The following is a 17,275-nucleotide window of genomic DNA, read 5'->3' on the forward strand; positions in this document are numbered from 1 at the left end:
GTAAACGACTCGCAATCATGAACAGAGCGACAAACGGGTTGAAAAGTTTCCCTTTTGGCCGGTTGTCCCGCCCCGACACCAGGCAAAAATGACAAAAAAGTATGAATATCAAACGGAATAATCGTTCGCATGCCCCATTGCTTCCCGTAAGCTGACAGACTTTCCCGCGCCGATCCGGGCGCGGTTTCAACCAGCATCGTTCGAGGAGGGAACATCATGAGTCTGCGTCTTGGCGACATCGCACCGGATTTCGAGCAGGAATCGAGCCTGGGCCCGATCAAGTTTCACGAATGGCTCGGCAACAGCTGGGGCGTCCTGTTCTCCCATCCGGCCGACTACACGCCGGTGTGCACGACCGAACTCGGGCTGACCTCGAAGCTGAAGGGCGAATTCGAGAAACGCAATGTAAAAGTGATCGCGCTGTCGGTCGACGGTGTCGAGTCGCACAAGGGCTGGATCAACGACATCAACGATACGCAGTCGACGGTCGTCGGCTTCCCGATCATCGCCGATGCGGACCGCAAGGTTTCGCAGCTGTACGACATGATCCATCCGAACGCGAACGAAACGCTGACGGTGCGTTCGCTGTTCGTGATCGACCCGAACAAGAAGGTGCGGCTCACCATCACGTATCCGGCCAGCACGGGCCGCAACTTCGACGAAGTGCTGCGCGTGATCGACTCGCTGCAACTGACCGACAACTACAAGGTCGCGACGCCCGGCAACTGGAAGGATGGCGACGACGTCGTGATCGTCCCGTCGCTGCAGGATCCGGAAGAGCTGAAGAAACGCTTCCCGAAGGGCTTCAACGCGGTGCGTCCGTATCTGCGCCTCACGCCGCAGCCGAACAAGTAAGCATCGGCTGCAGAGGAACGCGCTACCGGGCCGGCGGCCTGGTGCGCGGATCCGATGAAAAACGGCCCGCCCGGCATGACTGCCGGGCGGGCCGTGTCTTTTGCGCGAGCATGGCGCGGCGTGCTTGCCGCGCTCGCCGCATCCGGACGATCAGAAGAATGCCTGGATGCCCGTCTGCGCGCGGCCGAGGATCAGTGCGTGGATGTCGTGCGTGCCTTCGTACGTGTTGACCACTTCGAGGTTCACGAGGTGGCGCGCGACGCCGAATTCGTCGGAGATACCGTTGCCGCCGAGCATGTCGCGCGCGAGTCGTGCGATGTCGAGCGCCTTGCCGCACGAGTTGCGCTTCATGATCGACGTGATCTCGACGGCCGCCGTGCCTTCGTCCTTCATCCGGCCGAGGCGCAGCACGCCTTGCAGGCCGAGGGTGATTTCGGTCTGCATGTCGGCGAGCTTCTTCTGGATCAGCTGGTTCGCGGCGAGCGGCCGGCCGAACTGCTGGCGGTCGAGCACGTACTGGCGCGCGGTGTGCCAGCAGGACTCGGCGGCGCCGAGCGCGCCCCATGCGATCCCGTAGCGCGCCGAGTTCAGGCACGTGAACGGGCCGCGCAGGCCGCTCACGTTCGGCATCAGGTTCTCTTCCGGTACGAACACCTCGTCGAGGACGATCTCACCGGTGATCGACGCGCGCAGCCCGACCTTGCCGTGGATCGCGGGCGCCGACAGGCCTTTCCAGCCTTTCTCGAGGATGAAGCCGCGGATCGCGTCCTTGCCGTTCTCTTCGAGCTTCGCCCACACGACGAACACGTCGGCGATCGGCGAGTTGGTGATCCACATCTTCGCGCCGGACAGCGAGTAGCCGCCGGGCACTTTTTTCGCGCGGGTGACCATGCTGCCCGGATCGGAGCCGTGGTTCGGCTCGGTCAGCCCGAAGCAGCCGATCCATTCGCCGGTGGCGAGTTTCGGCAGGTACTTCTGCTTCTGCGCGTCGGAGCCGAATTCGTAGATCGGGACCATCACGAGCGACGACTGCACGGACATCATCGACCGGTAGCCCGAATCGACGCGCTCGACTTCGCGGGCGATCAGGCCGTAGCTCACGTAGTTGAGGCCGGGGCCGCCGTATTCCTCGGGAATCGTCGGGCCGAGCAGGCCGACTTCGCCCATCTCGCGGAAGATTTCGGCGTCGGTGCGTTCGTGGCGGAACGCTTCGGTGACGCGCGGTGCGAGCTTGTCCTGCGCGTACGCCTGCGCGGCATCACGCACCATCCGCTCTTCTTCGGTCAGTTGCTGGTCGAGCAGCAGCGGATCGTCCCAATGAAAAGTTGCAGCACTCATCGTCTCATCTCCTGTCGACCCGAGTTAGCGCTAAAGCGCTAACTCGGGTCCCATGCTTCGCGGTCGACCCGAGTTAGCGCTTTAGCGCGTACTCGGATCCCATGCTTTGCGGTCAGTCCCTGATTCAGTCGGGTTTGTTGCCTGAGAGTTTGCTTGACGGAAGTTCCGCTGTGCGGAACAATGTTTTGCAAATCGAACCCAGTGTAGCACCAGATGACACTTTCAACCATCGACGAAACCACGATCGACGAACGCAAGTTCGTCGTCGCGCTCGCGCGCGGTCTCGACCTGCTGCGCGCATTCCGGCCCGGGGAGACGATGCTCGGCAACCGCGACTTCGCGGAGCGCACGGGGCTGCCGAAGGCGACGGTGAACCGGCTCGCCTACACGCTGACCGTGCTCGGCTACCTGCGTTACGACGAGACGCTCGGAAAGTATGCGCTCGACGCCGGCGTGCTGTCGCTCGGCTACGCGCTGCTGTCGGGCTCGGGCACGATCGACCTCGCGCGGCCGCACATGCAGGCGCTCGCGCGCGACATCGGCGCGGCCGTGTCGCTCGGCTGCCGCGACGGGCTCGACATGATCTACCTGGAGACGATCCGCAGCGAGACCGCGCTGACGCTCGGGCTCGCGCCCGGTTCGCGGCTGTCGATGCTGACGAGCTCGATGGGGCGCGCGTACCTGGCCGTGCAGCCGGAAGACGTGCGCCGCGCGCTTTATGCGGAGCTGCATCGTGCGGCCGGCGGCGCGGCCGACGCCGATGCGCTCGTCGCCGCCGCGCAGCAGGCGGTGGCCGAGTTCTCGGCGGGTGGCTGCTGCTATTCGTTCAGGGCGTGGCACATGGACGTCAACGCGGCGGCCGCCCCGTTTCGCGAGCCGCGCGAGGGGCGCTGGCTGATCCTGAGCTGCAGCGGCCCTGCATCGTCGATGGACGAGGACGTGTTCCGTACGCAGGTCGGGCCGAAGCTGAAGGCGCTCGCGCAGCGGCTCGGGCAGACGGCCTGAGCGACGGGCGCGCGCGGTAGGGGGCGTCGCCGGTACGGTCGGCAGCGCCCGAGCGTGACACCGCCGCCGGTTGTGTCACGGACGAACCGCGCGCATGATCGTTCGCCAGCTCACCGACGAAGAGGCTTGCCATGTCTCACGCAGAATCGATGGAAGGCGGATGCGCATGTGGCGCGATCCGGTACCGGATCACCCATGTTCCGGCCGACGCCGGTTTTTGCCACTGCCGGCTCTGTCAGCGCACGACCGGCGCGGCGGTCGTCGCGTCGGCATCGGTGCCGATCGACGCGTTCGAATACCTGCAAGGTGAGCCGACGGTGTATGCGTCGAGCGCGTGGGGCGAGCGGCGCTTCTGCGGCCGTTGCGGCGCGCAGCTCGAATACCGGCTCAGTGATGCGCCCAGGACGGTCGAGATCAATTACGCGACGCTCGACGAGCCGTTGCGGCTACGTCCGGCCTGGCATGTCTGGTATGGGGATCGCTTCCCGGGCATCGAGATCGACGACGATCTGCCCAAGTACGATGACGGTGGAAGGGCGTAAGCGGTAGGTCACCGCCGACATCGACCGTGCCGGAAGCGAGGCGCGCGCGTTCCCGCTAAGCCGGTCTTTCCACGAGGCCGGCAACCGCCGGCCGGACCTGGGACGACGGGGCGAGCCAGGCGGCCCGATCCCCACGTCACATCACCTGCATTCCACTGTCGGCACGCGACGCCGCGCGTGTGCGAACCCCCTCATGCACCGAGGCTCAGGCCGTCACGACCTTCGCAAACACGGGCCCCTGCATGAACCGGACGTCGTACTGGCGCAGCAGCTCGCACTGCGTTTCGTCGACGACGCCGTCGAAGATCAGCGGAATCCGCACGCGCTGCGCATACGCGACGAGCGCCTTGACCATCCCGTCACGCAACGCGATGCCCGCATCCATCTTGATGTAGTCCGGGCGCGCCATCTCCGATTCGACCGCGAGGATGCGGCCCGGGTCCGGCAGCTTGTCGGCGACCTTGAAGCCGTGATGCTGATAGCTGCGCGTCAGGTAGCCGAGGAAGGTCTTGTGCGCGACCGCGACCGCCGGCAGCTCGATCACGATCCGCTCGGCCGGCAGCCCGAAGCGCTGCAGCACCGATGAGAAATGCTTGCCGTGGTCGTACTTCACGCTCTTCAGCAGCCGTTCGTGCACGCGCAGGAACAGCAGCCCATGGCGCTGCGCGCCAAAGAAATTGATCGCGTGCAGCGCACGCGACAGGCGGTCGATCGCGACGAGCGTCTGGTCGTCGACGGCCGAGTCGACCGGATCGTGCGGTGCGCCCGTGACGACCGTCACGGCCTGGAAGCCGAGCTCGTCGCCGTAGCGCTCGATCGCGTCGGCGAACGACGTCGATTGCGGTGCGCCCGGCATCGTCACGTCGTAGATCGGTTCGTAGGCGCTGCCGAGCGTGCGCTCGGGCAGGTTCGCGCTTGCGGTGCCGCCATCGGCGAGCGCGAGGTGATCCCGCAGATACGGCAGTTGCCCGGCACGGGCGACCAGCTCGGGAATGGTGGGCGGAATCATCGGCGTAAGAAGGAAAAACGGCGGCCGAACGGGCCGCCTCGTAGCTTGATATTAGCAGTGCCGGCCAAGCTCGGCTCGGCGTTTCGTTCATATGGTTATCCCGTCGTCGACGCTTCGCCTAGGGTTTACGTTGATTTCACTATTCGTAATTGGTTTTACTATTCGTAAATCCAGGATTTGTCGCCGATCAAGAAATGCGGCATGCGGGCGCCGCGAAACGGCGCCGTTCACGAATCAACAGGAAGCAAGGAGCGAGACGTGGCGGTTGACAGGAATGGCACGCGGGAGAGCGGCGCGGCGCGCCGGCAGGCGACGGACGGGAAGACGGGCGTGCCGGCCCGCGCCCGGCAGGGTTGAGGAGCGGATGGCGACCATGAGCATCGATTACCAGACGCTGAAGTTCGAATACCGCCCGCGTGCACAGGACACGACCGTTCACCCGGTGATCGTCGTCGGCGCGGGCCCGGTGGGCCTCGCGGCCGCGATCGACCTCGCGCAGCAGGGCGTGAGCGTCGTGCTGCTCGACGACGACGACACGCTGTCGACCGGCTCGCGCGCGATCTGCTTCGCGAAGCGCACGCTCGAGATCTTCGACCGGCTCGGCTGCGGCGAGCGCTTCGTCGACAAGGGCGTGAGCTGGCACGTCGGCAAGGTGTTCCTGCAGGACGAGCAGCTGTACGCGTTCGACCTGCTGCCCGAGGAAGGGCATGCGCGCCCCGCGTTCATCAACCTGCAGCAGTACTACGTCGAAGGCTACCTGGCCGACCGCGCGTTCGAGCTGCCGAACATCGACATCCGCTGGAAGCACAAGGTCACGGGCATCGACCAGTCGGCCGAACACGCGGTGCTGACGATCGAAACGCCGGAGGGCGTCGCGACGCTGCGCGCGCAGTACGTGATCGCGGCCGACGGCTCGCGCAGCCCGATGCGCACGATGATGGGTCTCGAAAGCCACGGCCGCACGTTCAAGGACCGTTTCCTGATCGCCGACGTGAAGATGAAGGCGGAGTTTCCGACCGAGCGCTGGTTCTGGTTCGACCCGCCGTTTCACCCGAATCAGTCGGTGCTGCTGCATCGCCAGCCCGACAACGTATGGCGCATCGACTTCCAGCTCGGCTGGGATGCCGATCCCGTCGCCGAGAAGCAGCCGGAGCGCGTGATCCCGCGCGTGCGTGCGCTGCTCGGGCCGGACGTCGAGTTCGAGCTCGAATGGGTGAGTGTCTATACGTTCCGCTGCCAGCGGATGGAATCGTTCCGGCACGGCCGCGTGCTGTTCGCGGGCGATTCCGCGCACGGCGTGTCGCCGTTCGGCGCGCGCGGCGCGAACAGCGGCGTGCAGGACGCCGACAACCTCGCGTGGAAACTGAAACTCGTGCTCGACGGCCGCTCGGCCGACAGCCTGCTCGACACGTATGCGAGCGAGCGCGAGTTCGCGGCCGACGAGAACATCCGCAACTCGACGCGCTCGACCGACTTCATCACGCCGAAGAGCCCGGTATCGCGCGTGTTCCGCGACGCGACGCTGAAGCTTGCGCGCGACTGCGAGTTCGCGCGCAAGCTCGTGAACAGCGGCCGCCTGTCGGTGCCGGCGGTGCTCGCCGATTCGCCGCTGAACACACCGGACCGCAACGGCGACGCCTTCGCGGGCGCGATGCGGCCGGGCGCGGCGGCGGCCGATGCGCCGGTGCGTGCGCAGGGCGCGTCGGGCTGGCTGCTGCAGCATCTGGGCAGCGGCTTCACCGGCGTGCTGTTCGGGTTGCCGGGCGATGCGGCCGCGCTCGCGCAGGCGCTCGACGGCCTCGCGCTGCCGGTGCGGCCCGTGCTCGTCGTGCCGGCCGGTCACGCGCAAGCGGTCGCGGGTGTCGTCGTCGTGGAGGATGTCGACGGCTTCGCCGCGCAACGCTACGACGCGAAGCCCGGCACGTTCTACCTGCTGCGTCCCGACCAGCACGTGTGCGCGCGCACGCGCACGCTCGACCGTCAGGCGCTGGCCGACGCACTGGCGCGCGCGACCTGCGCACGCTGAAAACGATAAAGACACCGGAGACTCCGTCATGCCCCCACTCGACACCCGCCCGCGCCTGGCTGATCCGGACGCGTTCTACGAAGCGCTGATCGACATGCATCGCGACCTGTCCGACGCCGACAGCCAGCTCGTCAACGCGAAGCTGATCCTGCTGCTCGCGAACCAGATCGGCGACGCCGACGTGCTGCGCGAAGCGATGGCGCTCGCGCGCCAGGGCGTGACGCCGCCCGTGCATCCGGCCGCCGAGGTGACGCAATGAGCGCGGCGCCGGCCGACGCGCGCGTGCTCGAAGTCGAGCGCGTGATCGACGAGACCCATCGCCCGGGCTTCCACTGGATGCTGCTCGTGTTGTGCGGGCTGTGCCTCGTGATCGACGGGTTCGATGCGCAGGCGATGGGCTACGTCGCACCGAGCGTGATCGCCGAATGGGGCGTGCCGAAGCAGGCGCTGGGGCCCGTGTTCAGCGCGAGCCTGTTCGGGATGCTGCTCGGCGCGCTCGGGCTGTCGGTGCTGGCCGACCGGATCGGGCGGCGCCCGGTGCTGATCGGCTCGACGCTGTTCTTCGCGGTGACGATGCTCGCGACGCCGTTCGCGGGTTCGATCCCGGTGCTGATGGCGCTGCGCTTCGTCACGGGCCTCGGCCTCGGCTGCATCATGCCGAACGCGATGGCGCTGGTCGGCGAGTTCAGCCCGGCCGCGCATCGCGTGAAGCGGATGATGATCGTGTCGTGCGGCTTCACGCTCGGCGCGGCGCTCGGCGGCTTCATCAGCGCCGCGCTGATTCCGGCGCTCGGCTGGCGGTCGGTGTTCTTCGTCGGCGGCGCGGTGCCGCTCGTGCTGACGATCGCGATGGTCGCGCGGCTGCCCGAGTCGCTGCAGTTCCTGGTGCTGAAAGGGCGCGTCGCGCAGGCACGCGCGTGGCTCGCGCATTTCGCGCCGCAGGCCGGCATCGACGCGAACACGCGGATCGTCGTGCGCGAGCGCGCCGCGACCGGCGCGCCGGTCGCCGAGCTGTTCAGCCACGGCCGCCTGCCGGTCACGCTGCTGCTGTGGGCGATCAGCTTCATGAACCTGATCGATCTGTACTTCCTGTCGAACTGGTTGCCGACCGTGATGCGCGACGCGGGCTATGCGCAGGGCACGGCGGTGATCGTCGGCACGGTGCTGCAGACGGGCGGCGTGATCGGCACGCTGTCGCTCGGCTGGTTCATCGAACGCTACGGCTTCGTGCGCGTGCTGTTCGCCTGCTTCGCGTGCGCGGCCGTGTCGGTGGGGCTGATCGGCTCGGTCGCGCATGCGCTGCCGTGGCTGCTGGTGGTGGTGTTCGCGGGCGGGTTCTGCGTGATCGGCGGGCAGCCGGCCGTGAACGCGCTCGCGGGCCAGTATTACCCGACGTCGCTGCGCTCGACGGGCATCGGCTGGAGCCTCGGCATCGGCCGGATCGGCTCGGTGCTTGGGCCGCTCGTCGGCGGACAACTGATTGCGCTCAACTGGTCGAACGGTGCGCTGTTCCACGCGGCCGCGGTGCCCGTGCTGTGCTCGGCGCTGTTCGTCCTCGGGCTGGCCGGTGTGACGCGGCGCAACGACGCGCAGGCGCCGAACGCCGCGATGAATTGAGGGAGAAAGGAAACGATGACGCTTGACCTGTCGAAACCGGCAACCGCCGGCTACCAGAGCGGTTTCGCGAACGAATTCGCGACCGAGGCACTGCCCGGCGCGCTGCCGCACGGCCGCAACTCGCCGCAGCGCGCGCCGTACGGGCTGTACGCGGAGCAGCTGTCGGGCACGGCGTTCACCGCGCCGCGCGGCCACAACCGCCGCTCGTGGCTGTACCGTATCCGCCCGGCGGCCGTGCACCGGCCGTTCGAGCCGTATGCGGGCCCGCAGCGGCTCGTGTCGGAATTCGCTGATTCGGCCGACGTGCCGCCGACACCGCCGAACCAGCTGCGCTGGGATCCGCTGCCGATGCCGGTCGAGCCGACCGACTTCGTCGACGGGCTCGTGACGATGGCCGGCAACGGCTCGGCCGCTGCGATGAACGGCTGCGCGATCCACCTGTACGCGGCGAACCGCTCGATGCAGGACCGCTTCTTCTACAGCGCGGACGGCGAACTGCTGATCGTGCCGCAGCACGGGCGGCTGTTCATCGCGACCGAATTCGGCCGGGTCGACATCGAGCCGTTCGAGATCGCGGTGATCCCGCGCGGCGTGCGTTTTGCCGTCACGCTGCCGGACGGCGACGCGCGCGGCTATATCTGCGAGAACTTCGGCGCGCAACTGCGCCTGCCGGACCTCGGCCCGATCGGCTCGAACGGTCTCGCGAATCCGCGCGACTTCCTGACGCCGCAAGCCGCGTACGAAGACCGCGAAGGCGCGTTCGAACTGATCGCGAAGCTGAACGGCCGCCTGTGGCGCGCAGACATCGGCCATTCGCCGCTCGACGTCGTCGCGTGGCACGGCAACTACGCGCCGTACAAATACGACCTGCGCCTGTTCAATACGATCGGCTCGATCAGCTACGACCATCCCGATCCGTCGATCTTCCTGGTGTTGCAGTCGCAGAGCGACACGCCGGGCGTCGACACGATCGACTTCGTGATCTTCCCGCCGCGCTGGCTCGCGGCCGAGGATACGTTTCGCCCGCCCTGGTTCCACCGCAACGTCGCGAGCGAATTCATGGGGCTCGTGCACGGCGCTTATGACGCGAAGGCCGAAGGCTTCGTGCCGGGCGGCGCGAGCCTGCACAACTGCATGTCGGGCCACGGGCCCGACGCGGACACGTTCGAGAAGGCGTCCGCGAGCGACACGACGAAGCCGCACAAGGTCGACGCGACGATGGCGTTCATGTTCGAAACCCGCACGCTGATCCGGCCGACGCGCTACGCGCTCGACACCGCGCAGCTGCAGGCCGACTACTTCGAATGCTGGCAAGGCATCAAGAAACATTTCAATCCGGAGCAAAAATGAGCGATACCCAAGACTGGCGCGCGACGCTCGACCCGGCCCGCAAGAGCTGGGTCGAGACGGCGAACGATCCCGCCTGCGATTTCCCGATCCAGAACCTGCCGTTCGGGATCTTCAGCGATGCGAAGCAAGCGTCGCGCCGTGCGGGCGTGGCGCTCGGCGACCAGATCGTCGATCTCGCTGCGCTCGCGCGTGCGGGCCTCGTGACGCTGCCGGCCGGCGCCGACGTGTTCGCCGCGCCGACGCTCAATGCATTCATCGCGCTCGGCCGCGACGCATGGCGCAGCGTGCGCGTGCAGCTGTCCGACCTGTTCTCGCGCGACAACGCACGGCTGCGTGACGATACGGCGCTGCGCGCACAGGTGCTCGTCGCGCAGCGCGACGCGACGCTGCATCTGCCGGTCGAGATTCCCGGCTACACCGATTTCTATTCGTCGAAGGAGCACGCGACCAACGTCGGCTCGATGTTCCGTGATCCGAAGAATGCGCTGCTGCCGAACTGGTCGGAGATGCCGATCGGCTACAACGGCCGCGCGTCGTCGGTGGTCGTGAGCGGCACGCCGGTGCGGCGCCCGAACGGGCAACTGAAGCTGCCCGACCAGGAGCGCCCGGTGTTCGGTGCCTGCCGCAAGCTCGACATCGAACTGGAGACGGGTTTCATCGTCGGGAAGGGCAACGCGCTTGGCGAGCCGATCGCGTGCGAGGACGCGGAAGCGCATATCTTCGGCATGGTGCTGCTGAACGACTGGAGCGCGCGCGACATCCAGCAGTGGGAATACGTGCCGCTCGGGCCGTTCAATTCGAAGGGCTTCGCGACGACGATCTCGCCGTGGATCGTCACGCTCGACGCGCTCGAACCGTTCCGCGTCGCGCAGCCGGAGCAGTCGCCGCAGCCGCTCGCGTATCTGCAGCACGCGGGCAAGCATGCGTTCGACATCGCGCTGGAAGTGACGCTACGTGAGGAAGGGGCGGCCGAAGCCACGTCGATCAGCCGCACGAACTTCAAGCACATGTACTGGACGATGGCGCAGCAGCTCGCGCATCACACGGTCGCGGGCTGCAACACGCGCGTGGGCGATCTGATGGGTTCGGGCACGATCAGCGGGCCGACGAAGGATTCGTTCGGCAGCCTGCTCGAACTGACGTGGAACGGCAAGGAGCCGGTCGCGCTGAACGGTGGCGGCAGCCGCGCGTTCATCGAGGACGGCGACGAGCTCACGCTCGCCGGATGGTGCCAGGGCGACGGTTATCGGGTCGGCTTCGGCGCGTGCGTCGGCAAGATCCTGCCGGCGTTGAAGGCGTAACGCGCAACGTGGCGCACACGTGAGCATGACGGCCCGCATTGCGCGGGCCGTCGTCGTTTTCGCAGTGTGACCGGTGTATCGGTGGACGGGCGGCGCGTGTTCGTGCCGTCGTCGTTTGGGCGGCGCGCAGCGGAGTGCTCGCGCCCCGGTGTCAGACCGCGCGTTGCGGCGCGACGCGGCGCTCCCACAGCGCGGCCGCGACGAACGCCGCGACACAGACGACCAGCACGCCGACCAGCGCGTGGCTGCCCAGTTGTTCCATCAACGCGCCGGCGACCAGCGGGCCGCCGAAGCTCGCGGCGCTCCACGACGCCGACACGAGCGAGCTCGCGGTGACGAGCGCCGCGCCGCGAAAGCGTTCACCGCACGCGACGAGCGACAGCGTGTAGATGCTGCCGGCCGCCGCGCCGAGCACGAACAGCAACGGCCAGCACAGCCACGGATTGGCGATCACGAACGGCAGCAGCGGCAGGCCGGCGAGCACGATCCAGCCTGCGCCGAGGTGCACGCGTTCGCGGCCGAGCTTGTCCGCGAGCCAGCCGATCGGGAACTGCATCGCGGTATCGCCGAACAGCATGATCGACGCGAGCAGCACGGCGGTGGCGCTCGCGACGCCGTGATCCATCGCGTAGAGCGGCAGCAGCGACAGCGCGAGCGTGTCGAACAGCGCGAAGAAGCCGGTGCCGATGATCAGCGCGGGCATGCGCGGCAGGATGTCGAGCCAGCGGCCGTGCGCTTCGTGATGCGCGTCGTCGCCGGCGAGCGGCGCGCGCCGGATCGTCGCAAGCGTCGGCAGCGCGAGCAGGAACAGCGCGCCGCACAGCGCGAAGCGGATGCTCGTCGCCCCGGCGATCTGGCTCACGAGCACGGGGCCCGCCATCTGGAACAGCGTGAAATTGGTCGCGTAGATCGCGACGACGCGGCCGCGCGTCGAATCGTCGGCGAGCTGGTTGACCCACGCCTCGCCGATCGTGAACAGCAGCATCAGCGCGGCACCGCACAGCACGCGCAGCGCGCCCCACAGGATCAGGTTCGACGTGAACTGCATCAGCGCGGTGGCCGCCGCGAGCAGCACGACCGACACGACAATCGCGCGGCGCGAGCCGATGTGCCGCGCGAGCGCGGTGACGAACGGGACGATCGCGAGGCCGCCGAGGGCCTGCGCGGCCGTCAGCATGCCGACGACGTTGGTGCCGTGTCCGGCTTCGGTCAGCGCGAGTGCGGTGAGCGGCAGCGTGGCGCCGGTGCCGAGACCGACGACCGCGACGCTCAGAATGAGTGCGAGGAAATCGCGATTAAGAATGGCTTTCATCGGCGGGGATGCTACACCGCGGACCTTGAAAGGTCCATGAAGGCCATCAGGTATAGGGCCTGTTCCCGCTAATAACGGGCTTGCGAACGTGCCTTGCCGGTCGTAACGCAAAAGGAGGAGCGCCGTTTGGCCGAGCCAAACAAGCGACGATCGCCGCCGCAATACGGCCGGCAAGGCACGTTCCCCTGTTTGGAAAAATCACTCGTGGGGCTGGCCGCCAGAAGGGCCGATCGCGGCGTCATGCTCCTCACGAATACGTCGAGTATTCGCTTCGTCGCAATCCTTGCGCTCGGCCCTTCTGGCGGCCAGCGCAAGCCCGTTATTAGCGGGAACAGGCCCTATAGGAGTTGTGCTCGCAACGATTTCAGCAGGGTTGCTTCAGACGTACTCGGTCGGCACGGCCACCGGTCGACGTTCGAGCGACGCCGACCACAGCGTGAGCGCGAGCGCCGCGACGGCCATCGCGACGCCGACCCACGGCAGGTTCACGAGCGACACGCCGGAGCCGATCGCCATCCCGCCGAGCCAAGCGCCCGTCGCGTTGCCGAGGTTGAACGCGCCCTGGTTCAGCGTCGACGCGAGGTTCGGCGCGTCGCTGGCGCGGTCGACGATCAGGATCTGCAGCGGCGGCACGATCGCGAACGCGAGGATGCCCCACACGAAGATCGTCGCGAGCGCGGCGAACGGCAGGTGCATCGTGCCCGCGAACAGCGCGAGGACCACGCCGATCAGCGCGAGCGTTGCGATCAGCGACGGCATCCGGCGCCAGTCGGCGAGCTTGCCGCCGAGCGTGCCGCCGACCGTCAGCCCGAGGCCGAACAGCAGCAGCACGTAGGTGACCTGGCGCGGCGAGAAGCCCGTCACGTCCTCGAGGATCGGCGTGATGTACGTGAACACGCTGAACAGGCTGGCCGAGGCGAGCACGCTGATGCCGAGCACCATCAGCACCTGCGGATGTTTCAGCACGCTGAATTCGCGCGTGATGCTGGTGTCGGGCATCGCGAGATTCTTGGGCAGGCAGACGGCGAGCGCGGCGGCCGCGGCGATGCCGATGCCGGTGACGGCCCAGAACGTCGCGCGCCAGCCGTATGCCTGGCCGAGCGCGGTGCCGAGCGGCACGCCGAGCACGTTCGCGAGGGTCAAGCCGATGAACATCAGTGCGATCGCCTGCGCGCGACGGTTCGGCGCGACGAGGTTGCTCGCGACCACCGAGCCGATCCCGAAGAACGCGCCGTGGCAGAACGCCGTGACGACGCGCGCGGCCATCAGCACCGCATAGCCCGGTGCGATCGCGCAGAACAGGTTGCCCGCGATGAACAGGCCGATCAGGCCCATCAGCGCGCGCTTGCGCGGCATCTTCGCGGTGACGATCGCGAGGATCGGCGCACCAATCGTCACGCCGAGCGCATAGCCCGACACGAGCATGCCGGCGGCCGGGATCGACACGCCAAGATCGCGCGCGACATTGGGCAGCAGCCCCATGATCACGAACTCGGTGGTACCGATTCCAAATGCGGCGACGGCGAGGGCGAAAAGAGGTAAGGGCATCGCGGTGGGCTCGGGAAAAGCCGCCGCTCGGGCGGGCGCAGGATGCGCGGGACGGGCGGGCGGTAAGGCGAACGACAGCCGCGATTCTACTTCAGTGAAAACCCCTATGCTTGGGGCCAAAACGGTTGTTGCCGGCGTGCGACGGGAATGCCCGCGTGGCGCTCACAGTGTGGGATTCGGCGGGCTTTGCGGCGGTGAAATTGCGGGGGCCGGAACGATGACGGCGGGGGGCTCGTCAGGCGATGCGTTCGGGGGACCCGCCAACGCTCGTGGTCGAAGCGCTTGCCGAGCCGGCCCCGGTTTCCATGGCCGCGTCCGCCGCGTCGGCGGGGGACGAAGGCGAGCCGGCGGTATTGATCGCGGCCGGATCGTCCCAGCCGTTTTCGAACAGGCACGCTTCGATCGGCATCCGCGCGGCCCAACGTTCCTGCTCGAGCATCGGCTTCGCATAGAACGCGTCGACGTGCCCGACACACAGCACCGCGATCGGCTTCGCGCCGTCGGGCATCCGCAGCAGCGCGCGCAGCGCATCGACGTCGAACAGCGATACCCAGCCCATCCCGAGCCCTTCGGCGCGGGCCGCGAGCCACATGTTCTGGATCGCGCACGCCGCGGACGCGAGATCCATCTCCGGCAGCGTGCGACGCCCGAACACGTGGCGCTCGCGGCCGTCGGCGAGCGCGACGACCAGCAGTTCGCCGCATTCGCGCACGCCTTCGACCTTCAGCCGCATGAATTCGTCCTGGCGCTCGCCGAGCGCGTCGGCGGTCGCACGGCGCTCGGCCTCGACCAGCGCGTGGATCGCGGTGCGCAGCGCCGGATCGGTGATGCGGATGAAGCGCCACGGCTGCATGAAGCCGACGCTCGGTGCGTGATGCGCCGCGCGCAGCAGGCGCGCGAGCACGGCGGGATCGACGGGCGCCGGCGTGAAGTGGCGCATGTCGCGCCGTTCGAAAATGGCGCGGTAGACGGCGGCGAGGTCGGAATCGTCGAAACGCATGGACGGGTGGGGGCGGGATAACGTCGGCGCAACGATAGCAGACGGCACACGCGCCGCGTTACATCATTTGAAACAAAGCGCGAAATTGTTGATGCAAAAGGTCGTGTTTTCAGCGGCGATCAAAAGCAAACGATTGCGGTATCGCTTGCAGCCATGAAATGAGCCGGTTTCGTCGATTTCTCAGCGATTCGCGGTTACGACGTTCTGCGGCGTGCCGGCATGCCACGCCTCGATGTTCAACAGCGTGGTGTGCGCGATCTCGGCGAGCGCCTCGCGCGTGAAGAATGCCTGGTGCGACGTGACGATCACGTTCGGGAACGTCAGCAGCCGCGCGAGCACGTCGTCCTGCAGCGGCAGGTCGGAGTGATCCTCGAAGAAGAGCCCGCTTTCCTCTTCGTACACGTCGAGCCCGAGATGGCCGAGCTGGCCGCTCTTGAGCGCGTCGACCAGCGCCTGCGCATCGACGAGGCCGCCGCGCCCGGTATTGATCAGCATCGCGCCGTGCTTCATCCGCGCGAGCGTCCGTTCGTTGATCAGATGGTGCGTCGCCGGCAGCAGCGGGCAGTGCAGGCTGACGATGTCGGCGTGGTGCAGCAATTCGTCGAGCGCGACATAGCGCGCGCCGAACGCGATCAGCTCGTCGTTGTACGGCGGCACCGAGTGCGCGAGCACATGCATTCCGAAGCCCATCATGATCTTCGCGAACACGCTGCCGATGATGCCGGTGCCGATCATGCCGACGGTCTTGCCGTGCAGGTCGAAGCCGAGCAGGCCGTTCAGCGAGAAGTCGCCCTCGCGGGTGCGCGCGACGGCGCGCGGCAGGCGGCGGTTGAGGGCGAGGATCAGCGCGACCGCGTGCTCGGCAACCGCGTGCGGTGAATAGGCGGGCACGCGCACGACCGTGATGCCTAGCCGCTCGGCGGCGGCCAGGTCGACGTGGTTGAAGCCCGCCGAGCGCAGCGCGATCAGGCGCGTGCCGCCGTCCGCCAGCCGTTCGAGGACGGCCGCGTCGACGGTGTCGTTGACGAACGGGCAGACGACGTCATAGCCATGCGCGAGGATCGCGGTTTCCGCGTCGAGGTGCGACGGCTGGAAGTGCAGCCGATAGCCGAACCGCCGGTTGGCGGCAGCAAACGAATCGTCGTCGTACTGCCGGCTGCTGAACAGGATCACGCGCACGCTGCACCTCCGAAGGCTGACGCGCGCAGTTTACTGCAGCCCCGTGACGATGTCGGAGCGGTCGGGCCCGCGCGACGGCCGCAGGAAGCCGTAATCGGTGCGTTCGCGGGCGGGCTGCGCGCTGAAGTGATCGAGCGCGTGCTCGACGAAGCTGCGCGTGCGGGCCGGCACGTACTGGCGGTTCGGATAGACGAGCGACAACTGCGTGTCGGGATCGTCGATCCGGTAGCCGGCCATGAGCCGCACGAGCGCGCCGCTGGCGAGCGCGCTGGCGACGCACGGCTCGGGCAGCACCGCGATGCCCGCACCGGCCACGGCGGCCGCGTGGACGAGCGCGAGCTGGTTGACCGTGCAGGTCGGGCGCACCGTGACGGAATGCGCGACGCCGTCGTGGCCGACCAGTTGCCACGCGGGCGCATGCTGGTGCGGTGCGAGCGTGACCCAGTCGTGGCCCGGCAGGTCGTCGGGCAGGCGCGGCTCGCCGCGTCGCTCGAGATAGGCCGGTGCCGCTACCGCAACGAACGGGTTCGGTGAAAGGGCATGGCCGACCAGCGTCGGGTTGCCGTCGAACCGGTTGCCCGTGACGATGCCGACGTCGTACCCGGAATCGAGCACGTCGAGCGGCCCCTCGGCGACGGTCAGCTGCACGCGCAACTCGGGGTAGCGGCGCCGGAAGCTGCTGACGAGCGGCGTCAGCGCAAGCGGCGACAGCAGGCCCGACGCGACGACGCGCAGCGTGCCGGCCGGTTCGCGCACGGCATGCGCGACGGACGATTCGAGGTGATCGAATTCCTCGAGCAGCGCCCGGCACCCGTCGAGGTAGCGCACGCCGGCCTCGGTGAGCGACAGGTTCCGCGTGGTGCGGTGGATCAGCCGGGTGTTCAGGTGGCCCTCGAGCATCGCGATCGAACGCGTGACGAGTGCATTGGACACGCCGAGATGGTGCGCCGCGCGCCGGAAGCTCTGTTGCTCGGCGACGCAGACGAATACACGCATGGTCTGAATCTGGTTCATGGCTTGCGTATTTCTGGCCCGGTTGATTGATTATGGTTGTGGCTTTACGCCGCGCGACCTCGAAAGCGCATCGCGCGGCCCTCAGTTTTTCGTCGTATCGAAAAATCGTTTTCTTCGATTCCGCTGACGATTGTTCAATACAGAGCGATATCCGTCAACCTGAGAAAAGCGGCGGGTTG

15 protein-coding genes are annotated in these 17,275 nt (G+C 67.5%); 8 read left to right on the forward strand and 7 right to left on the reverse strand.

Annotation, left to right across the window (positions count from 1 at the left end):
• Window positions 1-216 precede the first annotated feature (216 nt).
• Window positions 217-855, forward strand: coding sequence for a peroxiredoxin (locus CFB45_RS03980; RefSeq protein ID WP_069247250.1), 639 nt, complete (start codon window positions 217-219; stop codon window positions 853-855).
• Between the two features lie 150 nt (window positions 856-1,005).
• Here CFB45_RS03980 and CFB45_RS03985 read toward each other — a convergent pair whose 3' ends face one another.
• Entirely contained in the window at window positions 1,006-2,193 is a 1,188-nt protein-coding gene (locus CFB45_RS03985) for an acyl-CoA dehydrogenase (protein WP_021157157.1), read from the reverse strand.
• A 213-nt stretch (window positions 2,194-2,406) separates the two neighbouring features.
• On the opposite strand from CFB45_RS03985, the gene CFB45_RS03990 reads away from it, so the two are divergent.
• A complete protein-coding gene (locus CFB45_RS03990) occupies window positions 2,407-3,198 on the forward strand; it encodes an IclR family transcriptional regulator (RefSeq protein WP_089424608.1) in 792 nt (263 codons plus the stop codon).
• A 131-nt stretch (window positions 3,199-3,329) separates the two neighbouring features.
• Window positions 3,330-3,740, forward strand: a complete 411-nt coding sequence (locus CFB45_RS03995) for a GFA family protein (protein WP_089424609.1) — start codon at window positions 3,330-3,332, stop codon at window positions 3,738-3,740.
• 205 nt (window positions 3,741-3,945) lie between these two features.
• Here CFB45_RS03995 and CFB45_RS04000 read toward each other — a convergent pair whose 3' ends face one another.
• Complete coding sequence (locus tag CFB45_RS04000; protein WP_089424610.1) at window positions 3,946-4,749, reverse strand: EAL domain-containing protein; 804 nt, start codon at window positions 4,747-4,749, stop codon at window positions 3,946-3,948.
• A 364-nt stretch (window positions 4,750-5,113) separates the two neighbouring features.
• Between CFB45_RS04000 and CFB45_RS04010 the strand changes: the two genes are divergently transcribed.
• From CFB45_RS04010 to fahA, 5 genes are read left to right on the forward strand one after another with little or no spacing between them, the layout of a single operon-like run.
• On the forward strand, window positions 5,114-6,775 hold the full coding sequence (locus tag CFB45_RS04010) for an FAD-dependent oxidoreductase (protein WP_089424611.1): 1,662 nt from the start codon (window positions 5,114-5,116) through the stop codon (window positions 6,773-6,775).
• A gap of 28 nt (window positions 6,776-6,803) precedes the next feature.
• Entirely contained in the window at window positions 6,804-7,034 is a 231-nt protein-coding gene (locus CFB45_RS04015) for a DUF2783 domain-containing protein (protein WP_069247256.1), read from the forward strand.
• The gene (locus CFB45_RS04020) at window positions 7,031-8,392 is read left to right on the forward strand and encodes an MFS transporter (protein ID WP_089424612.1); all 1,362 of its coding nucleotides are present in this window, start codon (window positions 7,031-7,033) and stop codon (window positions 8,390-8,392) included. Before CFB45_RS04015 ends, CFB45_RS04020 begins: the two co-directional genes overlap by 4 nt.
• Window positions 8,393-8,407: 15 nt before the next feature.
• Window positions 8,408-9,742 (forward strand): homogentisate 1,2-dioxygenase, encoded by a 1,335-nt coding sequence (hmgA, locus tag CFB45_RS04025; RefSeq protein ID WP_089424613.1) that lies wholly within the window; start codon window positions 8,408-8,410, stop codon window positions 9,740-9,742.
• A complete protein-coding gene (gene fahA, locus CFB45_RS04030; RefSeq protein ID WP_089424614.1) occupies window positions 9,739-11,043 on the forward strand; it encodes a fumarylacetoacetase in 1,305 nt (434 codons plus the stop codon). Before hmgA ends, fahA begins: the two co-directional genes overlap by 4 nt.
• Window positions 11,044-11,194: 151 nt before the next feature.
• Here the strand turns inward: fahA and CFB45_RS04035 are convergent, their stop codons facing one another.
• The 5 genes from CFB45_RS04035 to CFB45_RS04055 all read right to left on the reverse strand — a co-directional run bounded on the left by CFB45_RS04035 (window position 11,195) and on the right by CFB45_RS04055 (window position 17,096).
• The gene (locus CFB45_RS04035; RefSeq protein ID WP_089424615.1) at window positions 11,195-12,355 is read right to left on the reverse strand and encodes an MFS transporter; all 1,161 of its coding nucleotides are present in this window, start codon (window positions 12,353-12,355) and stop codon (window positions 11,195-11,197) included.
• A 378-nt stretch (window positions 12,356-12,733) separates the two neighbouring features.
• The gene (locus CFB45_RS04040; protein WP_089424616.1) at window positions 12,734-13,903 is read right to left on the reverse strand and encodes an MFS transporter; all 1,170 of its coding nucleotides are present in this window, start codon (window positions 13,901-13,903) and stop codon (window positions 12,734-12,736) included.
• A 235-nt stretch (window positions 13,904-14,138) separates the two neighbouring features.
• Window positions 14,139-14,903: a 5,6-dimethylbenzimidazole synthase gene (bluB, locus tag CFB45_RS04045; RefSeq protein ID WP_089424617.1), complete on the reverse strand. Its 765-nt coding sequence runs from the start codon at window positions 14,901-14,903 to the stop codon at window positions 14,139-14,141.
• Window positions 14,904-15,083: 180 nt separating this feature from the next.
• Window positions 15,084-16,082 (reverse strand): 2-hydroxyacid dehydrogenase, encoded by a 999-nt coding sequence (locus CFB45_RS04050; RefSeq protein WP_089424618.1) that lies wholly within the window; start codon window positions 16,080-16,082, stop codon window positions 15,084-15,086.
• Window positions 16,083-16,112: 30 nt separating this feature from the next.
• On the reverse strand, window positions 16,113-17,096 hold the full coding sequence (locus tag CFB45_RS04055) for a LysR family transcriptional regulator (RefSeq protein WP_089424619.1): 984 nt from the start codon (window positions 17,094-17,096) through the stop codon (window positions 16,113-16,115).
• Window positions 17,097-17,275: the final 179 nt, after the last annotated feature.

This window comes from Burkholderia sp. HI2500, assembly GCF_002223055.1.
In the GTDB taxonomy this organism is placed as follows: Bacteria; Pseudomonadota; Gammaproteobacteria; order Burkholderiales; family Burkholderiaceae; genus Burkholderia.

What these genes read in the sequence shown, in the direction of transcription:
- CFB45_RS03980 (WP_069247250.1), top strand. Translation starts at nt 217, where the DNA reads ATGAGTCTGCGTCTTGGCGACATCGCACCGGATTTCGAGCAGGAATCG.
- CFB45_RS03985 (WP_021157157.1), bottom strand. Translation starts at nt 2,193, where the DNA reads ATGAGTGCTGCAACTTTTCATTGGGACGATCCGCTGCTGCTCGACCAG.
- CFB45_RS03990 (WP_089424608.1), top strand. Translation starts at nt 2,407, where the DNA reads ATGACACTTTCAACCATCGACGAAACCACGATCGACGAACGCAAGTTC.
- CFB45_RS03995 (WP_089424609.1), top strand. Translation starts at nt 3,330, where the DNA reads ATGTCTCACGCAGAATCGATGGAAGGCGGATGCGCATGTGGCGCGATC.
- CFB45_RS04000 (WP_089424610.1), bottom strand. Translation starts at nt 4,749, where the DNA reads ATGATTCCGCCCACCATTCCCGAGCTGGTCGCCCGTGCCGGGCAACTG.
- CFB45_RS04010 (WP_089424611.1), top strand. Translation starts at nt 5,114, where the DNA reads ATGGCGACCATGAGCATCGATTACCAGACGCTGAAGTTCGAATACCGC.
- CFB45_RS04015 (WP_069247256.1), top strand. Translation starts at nt 6,804, where the DNA reads ATGCCCCCACTCGACACCCGCCCGCGCCTGGCTGATCCGGACGCGTTC.
- CFB45_RS04020 (WP_089424612.1), top strand. Translation starts at nt 7,031, where the DNA reads ATGAGCGCGGCGCCGGCCGACGCGCGCGTGCTCGAAGTCGAGCGCGTG.
- hmgA (WP_089424613.1), top strand. Translation starts at nt 8,408, where the DNA reads ATGACGCTTGACCTGTCGAAACCGGCAACCGCCGGCTACCAGAGCGGT.
- fahA (WP_089424614.1), top strand. Translation starts at nt 9,739, where the DNA reads ATGAGCGATACCCAAGACTGGCGCGCGACGCTCGACCCGGCCCGCAAG.
- CFB45_RS04035 (WP_089424615.1), bottom strand. Translation starts at nt 12,355, where the DNA reads ATGAAAGCCATTCTTAATCGCGATTTCCTCGCACTCATTCTGAGCGTC.
- CFB45_RS04040 (WP_089424616.1), bottom strand. Translation starts at nt 13,903, where the DNA reads ATGCCCTTACCTCTTTTCGCCCTCGCCGTCGCCGCATTTGGAATCGGT.
- bluB (WP_089424617.1), bottom strand. Translation starts at nt 14,903, where the DNA reads ATGCGTTTCGACGATTCCGACCTCGCCGCCGTCTACCGCGCCATTTTC.
- CFB45_RS04055 (WP_089424619.1), bottom strand. Translation starts at nt 17,096, where the DNA reads ATGAACCAGATTCAGACCATGCGTGTATTCGTCTGCGTCGCCGAGCAA.